The sequence below is a fragment of the Winogradskyella pacifica genome (assembly GCF_013403915.1).
GTDB classification, from domain to species: domain Bacteria; phylum Bacteroidota; class Bacteroidia; order Flavobacteriales; family Flavobacteriaceae; genus Winogradskyella; species Winogradskyella pacifica.
In genome coordinates, this window is the sequence record NZ_JABFDI010000004.1 from 140,998 (window position 1) to 153,990 (window position 12,993).

The window sequence follows — 12,993 nt, forward strand, 5'->3', positions numbered from 1 at the left end:
TGGCATTGTAATGATTAGCGATTTGTTAATATCATAAAAATATTTCATGTTTCTTTTGTTTTTAAACTTTCAGAAAAAATTGAAAGTTTATATTAAAAAAATATACGTCCTACTTCATCAGTTTTAAAACCGACTTCGTTAACCAATTTTGCTTTTGATTCACCATCTTATTCATTAAGATATCTAAATCTTGCGTTAATTGATTTAAAGCCTTGGTTTGTTTAATGAGTTCTTTTGTTTTTTCGGTGCCGTCATCTTTTATTGTAGATACGTCTTCAAGAACTTTAATCACAGGTCTAATTTCTCTTCGGCTACGCTCTTTTGCTACGATGCGTGCTAATTCTTGTACATCTTTTTCCGTCGTAAAAAACTCTTTGCGTTCACCAGAAACTAATACTTTGGTTACAATGCCCCAATCCATTAGTTGTCTTAAATTCATGCTCGTATTACCGCGCGAAATTTTAAGATCCTCCATAATGTCTTCCATAGACAGGGGGTGAGTTGAAATAAAAAGCAATGCTTGTATTTGAGCCATCGCTTTATTGATGCCCCAAAGCGAACCTAAACTTCCCCAAGTACTTATGAATTTTTCTTTTGCCTCTTGATATTCCATAATACAAATATATGATAATTTTTAAACTTTCAATAATTATTGAAAGTTTATTTGATTTGATAATGAATATGGTCATCGTGTCTAACGGCTTGGCATCCGGTAAATCGAATTTTTGACTGATGACTTAGGTCTAATGATTGTTTCAGATGTGGTTCAATAAATATCTTATGGGTTGAAGGTATAGAAAGCAATTGTTTAATTATAAGTGTAGTCTTAGCCTTGTCTAGTTTTAAGTCATGAATCGTTCCAAGTGTGAGATACTTCGTGAAATCATATTGCCAATAACCTTTTTCTAAACAAGATTTAGAGGTGTAATTTTTATCGGTATTTGCGTAAACACCATAACCAGAGATTGAAGGTTTTTTAGATGTTGAAATGCCATTGTGATTTAAATACATTAATGATAAATCTATCTTTTTACCATCATTATGACTTAAATGCGGCAATAAAGGAAAGCCATCAATAAATGGGAAATTACCATCTAGATAGGTGATTGTAATTCCTGAAGAAGATAAATCATGAGCAGAACTTTCCAACACATCTTTTAATTCTGAATTCACATAATTCCTAAAAGCTAAAGGATAAAACCAATTTCGAGGTTTTAAATTGTTGTCAAACCACGGTAATTTTTCTCTTCCAAAGTGAGCAGCAATTGGTGGAATTATAACAAGGTTGAATAGCAGGTAAAGTAAAGGGAAAACAATACGTTTTCCCTTTTTGATTTTATAAGAAATAATAACAGCAAGAAGCCAGATGAGACCTCCAATTTGCGTGATTGCTGTTAAAACTACAATGATTGCGATATGTCCTATAAGTTTTAATAAGCTCATAAACAGTGAACGCATAACCTTTACGTTTTATTTTAATAATCCTGCGCGTCTTAATAAGGCGTCAGGTTTTGGTTCTTGTCCTCTAAACTTTTTATATAAAGTCATAGGGTTGTCTGTGCCACCTTGTGATAATACAAAGGTTTTAAATTTATCTGCTACTATTTTATTAAAGATGCCTTCTTCTTTAAAATATTCAAAGGCATCTGCATCTAAAACTTCGGCCCATTTGTAACTGTAATAGCCAGAAGAATAGCCTCCTTGAAAAATATGCGAAAACGACGTGCTCATACAATTCTCTGCGACATCAGGATATAAACTTGTATCTCTAAAAGCTTCAACTTCATGAGACTTCACATTTGCAATATTTGAAGGATCAATACCATGCCACGACATATCTAACAACCCAAAACTTAATTGACGTAAGGTTTGCATGCCTTCGTGAAACGTTGCTGAAGCTTTTATTTTTTCAACCAGTTCCATTGGGATGACTTCGCCTGTTTCGTAATGTGTTGCAAATAACTCTAAAGCTTCTTTTTCGTAACACCAGTTTTCTAATACCTGACTTGGTAATTCAACAAAATCCCAATACACACTGGTTCCAGATATGCTAGGATACGTGGTGTTGGCTAACATACCGTGTAAGGCGTGACCAAATTCATGAAACAACGTTGTCACTTCATTAAACGTTAATAATGATGGTTTGCTTTTTGTTGGTTTAGTGAAATTACAAACGTTAGAAATGTGTGGTCTTTCGTTTTTACCATCTTTAATCATTTGAGGTTTGTAAGACGTCATCCATGCACCGTTACGTTTTCCTGCTCTTGGGAAAAAGTCAGCATAGAAGATGGATACTAATTCACCGTCTGCATCAGTAACTTTGTAAGTTAAAACGTCGTCGTGATATTTATCGATAGTATTAATTTCTTCAAATTGTAGTCCGAATAATTTTTCGGCAACCGTAAAAGCGCCATTGATCACATTTTCTAATTTGAAATACGGTTTTAATTGCTCGTCGTCTAAGTCGAATAGTTTTTGTTTCAACTTTTCAGCATAATAACCAGAATCCCATTTTTGAAGTTGGTCAATACCATCTAATTCTTTTGCGAAATCTTCCAATTCTTTAAATTCGTCCTTAGCAGCTGGTTTCGCTTTTTCTAATAATTCATTTAAAAACGAGGTTACTTTTTCTGGTGTTTCTGCCATGCGCTCCTCCAACACAAAGTGTGCATGTGTTTTATAGCCTAAAAGTTGAGCACGCTCAAAACGCAATTGTGCTATTTTGAGAACAATATTTTGATTGTCTAGCTCATCATTTTGAAATCCTTTTCTACCAAAAGCTTTAGACAATTCTTCTCTTAATGTTCTGTTATCGGCATAAGTCATAAACGGAATATAACTTGGGTAATCTAAAGTGATTAACCAACCGTCTTTGTCTTTGCTTTCTGCTAATTGTTTAGCGGCTTCTTTGGCTCCTTCTGGTAAGCCTGAAAGATCAGACTCATCCGTAAGATGCATTTCAAATTTATTTGTTTCTGCTAAAATATACTCTCCGAATTTTAATTTTAATTGACTCAATTCTTTGTCAATTGCACGAAGTTTTTCTTTTTTGTCTTCTGGTAAATTAGCACCATTTCGAGAAAACCCTTTATATTTTTTATCGAGAAGCGTGTTTTGTTCTGTAGTTAAATCTAAACTAGATTTTGAATCGTAAACTGCTTTTACACGTTTAAACAGGTCTTCATTCAACGTAATGTCATTACTGAAATCTGAAAGTAAAGGTGAAACCTCTTGTGCAATTTTCTGAATTTCGTCATTAGTTTCAGCAGAATTCAAATTGAAGAAAATACTAGACAAGCGATCTAATTCTTCTCCTGAATAATCTAAGGCTTCAATCGTGTTTTCAAAAGTTGGGGCTTCAGTGTTTGCTGTTATGGCATCAATTTCAGCTTTAGATTTTTTAATGCCTTCTTTAAAAGCAGGTAAATAATCTTCTGTTTTTATTTTTGAAAAAGGTGCTGTGTTATATGGTGTGTTGAATGTTTTATTAAGAACTGTCATTTGTTTTTAATTTTAGTATTAAATAATTGACTGTTTGAGTTTTAACGTATTTTGTGATACGTAAATACGAGATGTTTTGTATCTTAACTATAGTGCTTTTACAGATTTAAAATGTAAAAGTTAAGTTGATTAATAGCTAGAAGCCTTAACGAGAGTTGAGGCTTTTTTATAGGTCTTTTGCAGAGTCAATAACCTTTGCTTTCAAGCCTTCCTTATAGATTATTATCTTATCTAAAACACATTGGTCTGAACAACCTAAAATCTGAGCTGCTAAAATTCCAGCATTTTTTGCTCCATTAAGAGCAACTGTAGCTACAGGTACACCACCAGGCATTTGTAAAATTGATAGAACAGAATCCCAACCATCTATAGAATTACTGCTTTTTACAGGCACTCCAATAACTGGTAACGGAGACATAGAGGCTACCATTCCTGGTAAATGTGCAGCTCCACCTGCACCTGCAATAATCACTTTGATGCCTCTGTTGTGTGCGTTTTTACTAAATTCATATAACTTTTCAGGTGTTCTATGTGCCGAAACGATATCAACTTCAATTTCAATATCAAAACCGTTTAATATATCTATAGCGTCTTGCATTACTGGCATGTCGCTTTTGCTTCCCATTATTATGGCTACTTTACTCATTTTTTATTCGCTAATTACTTCGATTGTTTGTTTTACTTGTTCCGCTATTTTACGAGCCACAGAGATATCTTTATTTACGATAGTTACATGTCCCATTTTTCTAAAAGGTCTGGTTTGTTTTTTGCCGTAAATGTGCGGTGTTACTCCATCCATTGCAAGGATGTTTTCAATATTTTTATAAACCACATTACCAGTGTGATTTTCTGCACCAACAAGATTCACCATCACTCCTGCAACTTTACTTTCAGTATTTCCTAGTGGTAAACCTAAAATACATCTAATCTGTTGTTCAAATTGTGAGGTATAACTGGCTTCGATACTATAATGACCAGAATTGTGTGGTCTCGGTGCAACTTCGTTTACTATAATGTCGTCAGTTTCAGTCTGAAACATTTCAACAGCTAATAAACCAACATGTTTAAATTCTGCGGCTACTTTTAACGCAACAGATTCTGCTTTCTTTGCAATAGCATCAGGTATTCTAGCCGGACAAATTACATATTCAACTTGGTTAGCTTCAGGATGAAATTCCATTTCAACAACAGGATAGGTCTTAACATCTCCTTGTGCATTTCTTGCAACAATAACGGCTAATTCATTTTTAAAGGGAATCAATTTTTCAGTAATACATTCCACATTTGGTAAATCCGCTAAGTCAGAAATAGTTCTAACCACTTTTACACCCGTACCATCGTATCCAAATCGAGCGCTTTTCCATACAAAAGGATAGCTTAGGCCTCCATTATCTACAGCTTCATCAATTTCAGAGGTGTACGCAAATCTTGAGAAATCTGCTGTCGGAATATCGTGATCGCGATAAAATAATTTTTGAGTCGCTTTATTTTGAATGGTTCGTAATGTTTTAGACGATGGAAAAACTTTTACGCCTTGCTTTTCAAGTGTTTCTAAAGCATCAACATTAACGTTTTCTATTTCAAAAGTTAACACGTCAACGTTTTTTCCGAAGTTAATTACGGTGTCGTAATCTAATAAATCACCTATGGTAAATTCATCGCAAGCCAGTCGTGATGGTGCATCAGCACTAGGGTCTAACACACAAGTATAAATATCAAACTTACGTGTGTCGTATAACATCATTTTGCCAAGTTGGCCACCACCAAGAATTCCGAGTTTAAAATTTGAAGAAAAATAGTTCATATTTATTTTCCACGAAAGTGGAAACCGGTTAAAAGATTCAACTTAATTTATAGCAAAAATACGGTAAATATCATACATCCCTCTAAATTCCTAAATCAAAAATCCCTTAAAAAGCAATCAAATATGTATCTTTGCAACTCTAAAATAAAAAGAAAGTGATTAAGCTTCACGATTTATACTTCAAACCTTTTATATCTGAACAAGAAATAGATACCGCTGTCCAAAAAATGGTAGATGGTATTGCTGACGATTTGGGTGATGAAGTACCCGTGTTTATTGGGATTTTGAATGGTTCGTTTATGTTAGTGAGCGATTTTGTAAAAAAATATCCGAAACCTTGTGAAGTTACTTTTATAAAGTTGGCATCATACGAAGGGGTAAAGTCTACAGAAGATATTCAGCGCTTAATTGGTTTAACCCAAGACTTAACAGGTCGAACGGTTGTTATTTTAGAAGACATTATAGATTCAGGGAATACTTTGGAAGAAGTGCACCGTATTTTTGAAAATGAAAATGTAAAACAATTAATTATTGCAACCTTGTTTTATAAACCTGAAGCTTATAACAAAGATTTTAAACTTCATTACGTAGGTATGGAAATTCCTAATAAGTTCATCGTTGGTTATGGACTTGATTATAACGGATTAGGAAGAGATTTACCAGATGTATATCAACTAAAAACCACACAACACATGACAAACATAGTACTATTTGGCCCTCCAGGAGCAGGTAAGGGGACACAAGCTAATTTTCTAAAGGAAAAATACGATTTAATACACATCTCTACAGGTGATGTTTTTAGATTTAACATTAAAAACGAAACCGCTTTAGGAATGTTAGCAAAGTCTTTTATGGACAAAGGAGAATTAGTGCCAGATCAGGTTACTATTGATATGTTGAATAAAGAGGTAGAGAAAAATGCTGGAGCAAATGGTTTTATCTTTGATGGTTTTCCAAGAACGAATGCGCAAGCACAAGCATTAGATGCGTTAATGGAAGATAAAGATTCGCAAATCGATGCTATGGTCGCTTTAGAGGTTGATGATGAGGTTTTGGTACAGCGTTTACTTAAACGAGGAGAAACTAGTGGAAGAACTGATGATGCGGACGAAAGTATCATAAGAAATAGAATAAAACAATACTATACAAAAACGGCTATTTTAAAAGATTACTATACCGATCAAAACAAATATTTTGGTGTTGATGGTGTTGGTAGTGTTGAAGATATTACAGTACGTTTAAGTTCTGTGATTGATAAGCTGTAGATAGAGTAAACTGTTTAATTGTTTATTCGTTTAATTGAAACTAAATTATTATGTATCAACATTCTTTTGAGAAATTAAACGTTTGGCAAGATTCAATTGATTTAGTTGAGTTAATTTATAATACAGTGAAAACATTTCCGGATGACGAGAAATTTGGTATGTCGAGTCAGATGAAAAGGTGTTCAGTTTCAATTTCTTCAAATTTAGCAGAAGGGACTTCTAGGACAAGTAATAAGGATAAAGCTCGTTTTTCGACAATAGCATTTAGTTCAACAATGGAATTGCTTTGTCAAATAATTTTATGCCAAAGACTAGGTTTTATAAATAATAACGAGTATTCAATATTGAGAGAGAAAGTTTTAAAAATTTCTAATCAGATTAATGCTCTTAAGAAATATCAATTAAACACATAAACAATTAAACTTTTAAATCTATCTAATGACTGAAGGAAATTTTGTTGACTACGTAAAAATGCACGTATCTTCTGGGAACGGAGGAAAAGGTTCTGCGCATTTACATCGCGAAAAATATATAATGAAAGGTGGGCCAGATGGAGGAGATGGTGGTCGTGGAGGTCATGTTATTTTGCGTGGAAACTCTAATCTTTGGACGCTTATTCACTTAAAATTTAAAAGACATTTTAAAGCTGGTCATGGTTCGCATGGTAGCTCAGGGAGAAGTACAGGAGCCGATGGTGAAGATATTTATGTGGATGTGCCATTAGGAACTGTTGTTCGCGATTCTGAAACCGATACTATTTTATTTGAAATTACCGAAGAAGGTGAAGAAATTATTGTAGTAAAAGGAGGCATGGGTGGTCGAGGAAACTGGCATTTTAAAAATTCAGTAAATCAAACTCCACGTTATGCACAACCTGGTATTCCACTTGAAGAACTAGATATTACTTTAGAACTTAAAGTATTAGCAGATGTTGGGTTAGTTGGATTCCCAAATGCAGGAAAATCAACGTTACTTTCTGTATTAACATCAGCAAAACCTAAAATTGCAGATTATGAGTTTACGACTTTAAAACCGAATTTAGGTATTGTAGAATATCGCGATTTTCAGTCGTTTGTAATGGCAGATATTCCTGGTATTATAGAAGGAGCTGCTGAAGGAAAAGGCTTAGGCTATTACTTTTTAAGACATATTGAACGTAACTCTATTCTATTGTTTTTAATTCCGGCAGATGCTAAGGATATCGTAAAACAATATGAAATCTTAGAAGATGAATTAAGACGTTATAACCCTGAAATGTTAGATAAGGAACGCTTTGTAGTGGTTTCTAAATCTGATATGTTAGATGACGAGTTAAAGTCGGAAATAGGAGCCATTCTAGATAAAGATTTAGATGCTAATTATATGTTTATCTCTTCTGTTGCTCAGCAAGGTTTAACAGAATTGAAAGATACGCTCTGGAAGATGTTGAATTAGTAAGTTGACTTTAGTATGAAAACGTACCTAAAAGATTTGGTAGAAATTAATAGTACCAAGAAAAGTAGGCGGTTTGCATACTTCATTCAGTTTTTAATTATTTTTTCTGTAATTACATTTTCAATTGAAACCTTACCGGATTTAAAGCCTCAAACACGAGTTGTTTTAAAAGCTATTGAGGCTTTTAGTGTTATCATTTTTACTTTTGAATATTTAGCACGCATTTATGTTGCTGATAGTAAACCCAAATTCGTTTTTAGTTTTTTCGGTATTGTAGACTTTTTGGCCATTTTGCCATTCTATCTTTCTTTCGGTATCGATTTACGCTCTTTGCGTTTACTACGTATGTTCCGATTATTTAGGCTGTTTAAGTTAGTTCGCTATAATAAAGCGATGCATCATTTTGCTAAAGCTATGAAGTTGGCAAAAGAGCAGATTATCTTATTTATGATAATTACATTAATGCTTATTTATTTCGCTGCAGTAGGTATTTATTATTTTGAAAATGAAGCACAGCCAGAGCATTTTTCTTCCATATTCTCTAGTCTTTGGTGGTCTATTGTTACCTTAACAACGGTTGGTTATGGGGATGTATACCCAATTACAGTTGGTGGTCGCATTTTCACTTTTTTTATTCTTATGATTGGTTTGGGAATTGTTGCGATTCCTACAGGTATTATCTCATCTTCTTTAACCAAGGCTGTTGAGCCACATGACGACGAAAAAGAAGACAAGTTAAAATAGGGACGGCATCTTAATTTTTTAATATCTTTAAATAAAAAAGATGAAAAATTTAAAATTCTTATTAATAGCACTTATCCTAACATCGTGCGGAACCAAAGTCAACTACGATTACGAAAAGGCAACCGATTTCAATAACTACAAAACCTACAATTATTTTGATGATATGAAAACGGGCTTGTCCGAATTAGACCTTAAACGTTTAATTAGAACAATGGATACGAAGCTTGAAACTATGGGATTAGTACGATCCGATAATCCCGATTTTTATATTGATATTCAGAGTCAAGAGATACAAAGTAGAAACAATAGTAATGTCGGTATTGGTCTCGGTGGAGGCGGAGGTAATGTTGGTGGTGGAGTTTCTGTAGGATTACCTATAGGTGGAAACAAAAACACTAGAGAATTGGTTATAGAGTTTGTAGACGATACTAAAACAGGAATGTTTTGGCAAGCCATAAGTGAAAGTAGTTATAGCCCAAATGCTACTCCCGAAAAGCGAGAAGAACAGTTTAAAATCGTAGTAGATAAGGTGTTTTCAAACTATCCTCCGAAATCCAAATAGTTTTAGTTTTTGATTAACTTTTTACTCGCAATTAAAACTGAATTGGTATAAAAATTAGTGATGTAAACACCATTGCTTAATGCACTAATATCTATTGCTGTAGTTTCATCATTTTTAACTAATGCTGATTTTATTCTTTTTCCGTCAAGGCTTAAGATTTCAATACGAACAGTTTCATTTTGCACATTATCTAGTTTTATATTTAAACTATTTTGTGAGGGATTAGGGTACATTGTTAAGCTATAATCATTAACGGTTACGTCTTGTACTCCTAAAGTGTTATCTATGGTCCAAGTCACGGTAGCAATATGAATGGTTTCATGGCTATCGACATTAATTAAAGTCGTGGCGTCGTTGACCGCAACGCTGAGGTTATTTGTTCCAGCGTTTAGATCGTTTTCTTCAAGAGTAACAGTATTTATATTAGAGGCAATAGCATTACTATTAAGAGACCAGTTTGACTCTAAAGTATTTACAGGGAGAGTTTCAATAGTATTAATTTCAAAATTCAAAGGAAAACTAGCGGCGCTAACTGCGGTTTCCGTTGGTGTATAAGAATCTATTGGTGAAATTAAATCGTGGATCTGTTCAATAATACCTTCTTTGCAAACGGCACAAAAATCATAACCCAAATAGCGCATTTTACAACTTTGATGTGGTCTGTTCCAAGTGGCCGCAGTCCCAGAAGTAGCATATGGAAATACACCAATATTACCTGTGCCTATCCAGTTTTTCCATTTTACTAATGTAGGATCTGTTTCTTGGGTCATATTTATGGCTTCGGCAGCAAGTAAATCTCCAGGATAGTATTCATCTTTTAAATTTACAAAGGAATGTCCTAACTCATGAATGGCAATTTCGCTGGCATCTTCACCTGTTGAAGAAATTGGAAACTGGCCTCCGCTGCCACCGTAATAGGGAGAGTTTACTAAAATAAGGGCTTGGTCGTAAAGTGGGAAGTTATTCGCCAATACTGTGCTAATTAAAGCACTGTTTTCTGTGAATAACAATCTATGAACATCATAACTATCAAATGCTGTACCAAAATAATTATCAACAGTAGCTACAGGTACAACAGTAGTAGGCTCATCTGAAGCTGTTCCTGGGTGTGTTGCGCCGCTTTCATTAGAAGGTACTTTTATAATATAAACATTGAAGTAGTTTTCATAACTCGCAAAAGGCTCTTGAGAAAACATATCATTCATAAAATTAGTCGCATCGATTTCAAACTGCGGTAATTCGCTAGCTAAATAACCATCACCCAAAATAACAAGGTTGATACGCTTGTTGTCGTCTCCAGAATTTTTGATAGCTTGAACATCAAAAGTTTGAGAAAAAACAAATTGAACAGTAAGGGAAATAAGAGCTATGAGTAATAGTTTTTTCATGTTTATTCTATTTTTGTAGTGTTCAGTTTTGTAATACCTTCTGAAGTGATTTCGTTGATTACAATGTATTCAGCTTTAGGCTTTAGTTGTAATTTTAATGAAAATTCCGAACGGTCTAAATCTAACATTTTTTTTTCAAAATTTCCTGAGTCGTTTACAAATTCTATAACTTTTTTTAAAGGATTTTTTATATAATGTTTTTCTAATTGGTTGAGATCTTTATCCAAAATCAAATATTCTAAGTCTCCAATGTCTCCTTTCGTGTCTTCGCTCGTATGTCCTTTTAATTTACCATCGGTTTTAATTTGATTGATTAACGAAACACTTTTTATATCGTTTAATTTTGTGATTTCAAAATTTAAGAAAAGTAGTTTAGGTTGTGTTATTATAGGTTCTTCTTCAGTTACGATGTGTTGTTTACTAGCGCAAGAAAGCAAAGCTATTAAAAGTGTTAATAGGTAAGTGATTCTTATGGTTTTTGAAATTTTCATTCGCAAAATTAAATGTTTTTTTAGAATGTTAAAGTTAGTTATAAAAAAGGTCGTGATAAAATAAATAATATAGGTGAGTAAAATTCGATCTGTTAATCTTTATTCGTGGTTTTATCATAATCCTAACATTCTAAAAGTTGAGTTTTTAGTCTTGTTTTGTAAATTTGGTAAAAACAACACATATGGAAAATTTAAAAGGAAAAGTCGCCTTAATTACAGGTGGAACAAAAGGAATAGGTTATGGTATTGCAGAAGCATTACTTAATACAGGAGTGAAAGTTGTGATAACGAGTAGAGCTAAAAGTGCAGCAGAAAGTGCAGCTAAAGAATTAGCATCAAAAACAAATGCCTTAGATGCTATAATCGGCGTCGAAGCAGATGTAAGAGATTTAAAAAGTCAGGAAGAAGCCGTACAAAAAGTGATAGCTACATTTGGTGCGTTAGATATTGTAATTGCAAATGCTGGATTAGGGCATTTTGCAAGTATCGAAGATTTAACAGAAGAACAATGGAAAGATACCATAGATACAAATCTTACAGGTGCTTTTAATTCTATAAAGGCGAGTGTAGCAGAATTAAAAAAATCGAAAGGCTATTATATCACTATTTCGAGTTTGGCTGGGGCTAATTTTTTTGCAGGTGGCTCGGCATATAATGCTAGTAAATTTGGAGTCACAGGTTTTACCCAAGCGGTGATGTTAGATTTAAGACAACATGGAGTAAAAGTGAGTACAATTATGCCGGGTTCTGTGTCTACACATTTTAATGGAAATGAACCAAGTGACGAACAAGCTTGGAAAATTCAGAGTGAAGATATAGGAGAATTGGTGATCGATTTATTAAAGATGAACCCAAGAACCTTACCAAGTAAAATAGAAGTGAGGCCTACAACTCCTCCGAGTAAATAAAACAAGTGCTTAGCATAAAGAGAGGTTTCATTTTTGAAACCTTTTTTTTTGTTTATGATTTTTCCGAATCGATAGGGAAGACAGTATTTAGATGTAGTCGTGCGTGATTTATTTTTGTCTAAAAGAATTTTCTTCAGGTTTTTATACTTCTATAATAGCTATGGGTTATTCAAATTTCCGTTTAGCATATTCTAATGACCACTCATCATATTTTCAGTTTTAAAGCTTTGATACTGTTATATATTTATACTATCAATTAGAAAGCGGATAGTAATCATCAATCAAAAAACAACAGTATTATGATCAATTTAGTAAAGGTAATTATCGAATTTATTATTGAAGTTGTATTTAGTTAATCAATCAAATCAAATCAAATCAAATTATGAAAAATTCAAACCAAGAAAAACAAGACACTTTTCAAAAGCAATTGAAAACATTTGAAAAATTATTAATAGGAGCAAAAATGGCCAAACTATCGTCGTTTATCTTAATTGGAGTATCCATAGGACTTGCCATTCGCTTTAGAGAGAACAACCTTTATGTTATGCTATTACTTATGGGTATTTTAGCCGTAGTGTTTTTTATAGATAAATTTTTATCCCTGAAAGATATTAAGCAAAAATCATATACACAAACCTCTTTAGTTTCAAGTATCTCTAAATTCAAAACCTATATGGTGAATCGCAAGAAATACGAAATGTATTTTATGGGCTTTTGGATGTTAACCTTAATTCCCTCAGCATCATTATATTTTGAGTCTAATGTTTCAGGTATTTTAAGTATGTTGGCTTATATAACTTTCGTAGGTGTTTTTGGATATTTATCGTATAAAAAAACAGAAAAAGAAATAGCGTCGTTAGAAAGCACAATGGCATATGAACTACAGTTGCAATAAA

General features: G+C 33.3%; 14 protein-coding genes. 7 read left to right on the forward strand and 7 right to left on the reverse strand.

Annotated elements, in window-relative coordinates; all coding sequences use genetic code 11:
- Window positions 1-109: 109 nt before the first annotated feature.
- The 5 genes from HM984_RS05235 to HM984_RS05255 form a co-directional block, all read right to left on the reverse strand.
- The gene (locus HM984_RS05235) at window positions 110-613 is read right to left on the reverse strand and encodes a GbsR/MarR family transcriptional regulator (protein ID WP_115811132.1); all 504 of its coding nucleotides are present in this window, start codon (window positions 611-613) and stop codon (window positions 110-112) included.
- Window positions 614-660: 47 nt separating this feature from the next.
- Window positions 661-1,458: a hypothetical protein gene (locus HM984_RS05240; protein WP_257018450.1), complete on the reverse strand. Its 798-nt coding sequence runs from the start codon at window positions 1,456-1,458 to the stop codon at window positions 661-663.
- A gap of 12 nt (window positions 1,459-1,470) precedes the next feature.
- Entirely contained in the window at window positions 1,471-3,501 is a 2,031-nt protein-coding gene (locus tag HM984_RS05245; protein ID WP_179348395.1) for a M3 family metallopeptidase, read from the reverse strand.
- Between the two features lie 166 nt (window positions 3,502-3,667).
- Complete coding sequence (gene purE, locus HM984_RS05250) at window positions 3,668-4,147, reverse strand: 5-(carboxyamino)imidazole ribonucleotide mutase (protein WP_179348396.1); 480 nt, start codon at window positions 4,145-4,147, stop codon at window positions 3,668-3,670.
- Window positions 4,148-4,150: 3 nt separating this feature from the next.
- Window positions 4,151-5,305, reverse strand: a complete 1,155-nt coding sequence (locus tag HM984_RS05255; RefSeq protein WP_179348398.1) for a 5-(carboxyamino)imidazole ribonucleotide synthase — start codon at window positions 5,303-5,305, stop codon at window positions 4,151-4,153.
- Between the two features lie 155 nt (window positions 5,306-5,460).
- Here HM984_RS05255 and HM984_RS05260 point away from each other — a divergent pair, with 155 nt between their 5' ends.
- Genes HM984_RS05260 through HM984_RS05280 form a run of 5 tightly spaced genes read left to right on the forward strand, consistent with a single transcriptional unit; the run spans window position 5,461 to window position 9,310 of the window.
- Window positions 5,461-6,570, forward strand: coding sequence for an adenylate kinase (locus HM984_RS05260; RefSeq protein WP_115811122.1), 1,110 nt, complete (start codon window positions 5,461-5,463; stop codon window positions 6,568-6,570).
- 50 nt (window positions 6,571-6,620) lie between these two features.
- Window positions 6,621-6,983, forward strand: coding sequence for a four helix bundle protein (locus tag HM984_RS05265; protein ID WP_179348399.1), 363 nt, complete (start codon window positions 6,621-6,623; stop codon window positions 6,981-6,983).
- Window positions 6,984-7,008: 25 nt separating this feature from the next.
- On the forward strand, window positions 7,009-8,004 hold the full coding sequence (gene obgE, locus HM984_RS05270) for a GTPase ObgE (RefSeq protein ID WP_115811118.1): 996 nt from the start codon (window positions 7,009-7,011) through the stop codon (window positions 8,002-8,004).
- Between the two features lie 15 nt (window positions 8,005-8,019).
- Complete coding sequence (locus tag HM984_RS05275) at window positions 8,020-8,748, forward strand: ion transporter (RefSeq protein WP_115811116.1); 729 nt, start codon at window positions 8,020-8,022, stop codon at window positions 8,746-8,748.
- Between the two features lie 40 nt (window positions 8,749-8,788).
- A complete protein-coding gene (locus tag HM984_RS05280) occupies window positions 8,789-9,310 on the forward strand; it encodes a DUF4136 domain-containing protein (protein WP_115811114.1) in 522 nt (173 codons plus the stop codon).
- Between the two features lie 2 nt (window positions 9,311-9,312).
- Here HM984_RS05280 and HM984_RS05285 read toward each other — a convergent pair whose 3' ends face one another.
- Window positions 9,313-10,698, reverse strand: coding sequence for a T9SS type A sorting domain-containing protein (locus HM984_RS05285; protein WP_179348400.1), 1,386 nt, complete (start codon window positions 10,696-10,698; stop codon window positions 9,313-9,315).
- A gap of 2 nt (window positions 10,699-10,700) precedes the next feature.
- On the reverse strand, window positions 10,701-11,189 hold the full coding sequence (locus HM984_RS05290) for a hypothetical protein (RefSeq protein ID WP_179348402.1): 489 nt from the start codon (window positions 11,187-11,189) through the stop codon (window positions 10,701-10,703).
- Window positions 11,190-11,371: 182 nt separating this feature from the next.
- Between HM984_RS05290 and HM984_RS05295 the strand changes: the two genes are divergently transcribed.
- Both HM984_RS05295 and HM984_RS05300 read left to right on the forward strand, forming a co-directional pair.
- Entirely contained in the window at window positions 11,372-12,097 is a 726-nt protein-coding gene (locus HM984_RS05295; RefSeq protein ID WP_179348403.1) for an SDR family oxidoreductase, read from the forward strand.
- Between the two features lie 382 nt (window positions 12,098-12,479).
- Window positions 12,480-12,992, forward strand: coding sequence for a hypothetical protein (locus HM984_RS05300; RefSeq protein WP_179348404.1), 513 nt, complete (start codon window positions 12,480-12,482; stop codon window positions 12,990-12,992).
- The last annotated feature ends 1 nt before the right edge of the window (window position 12,993 follow it).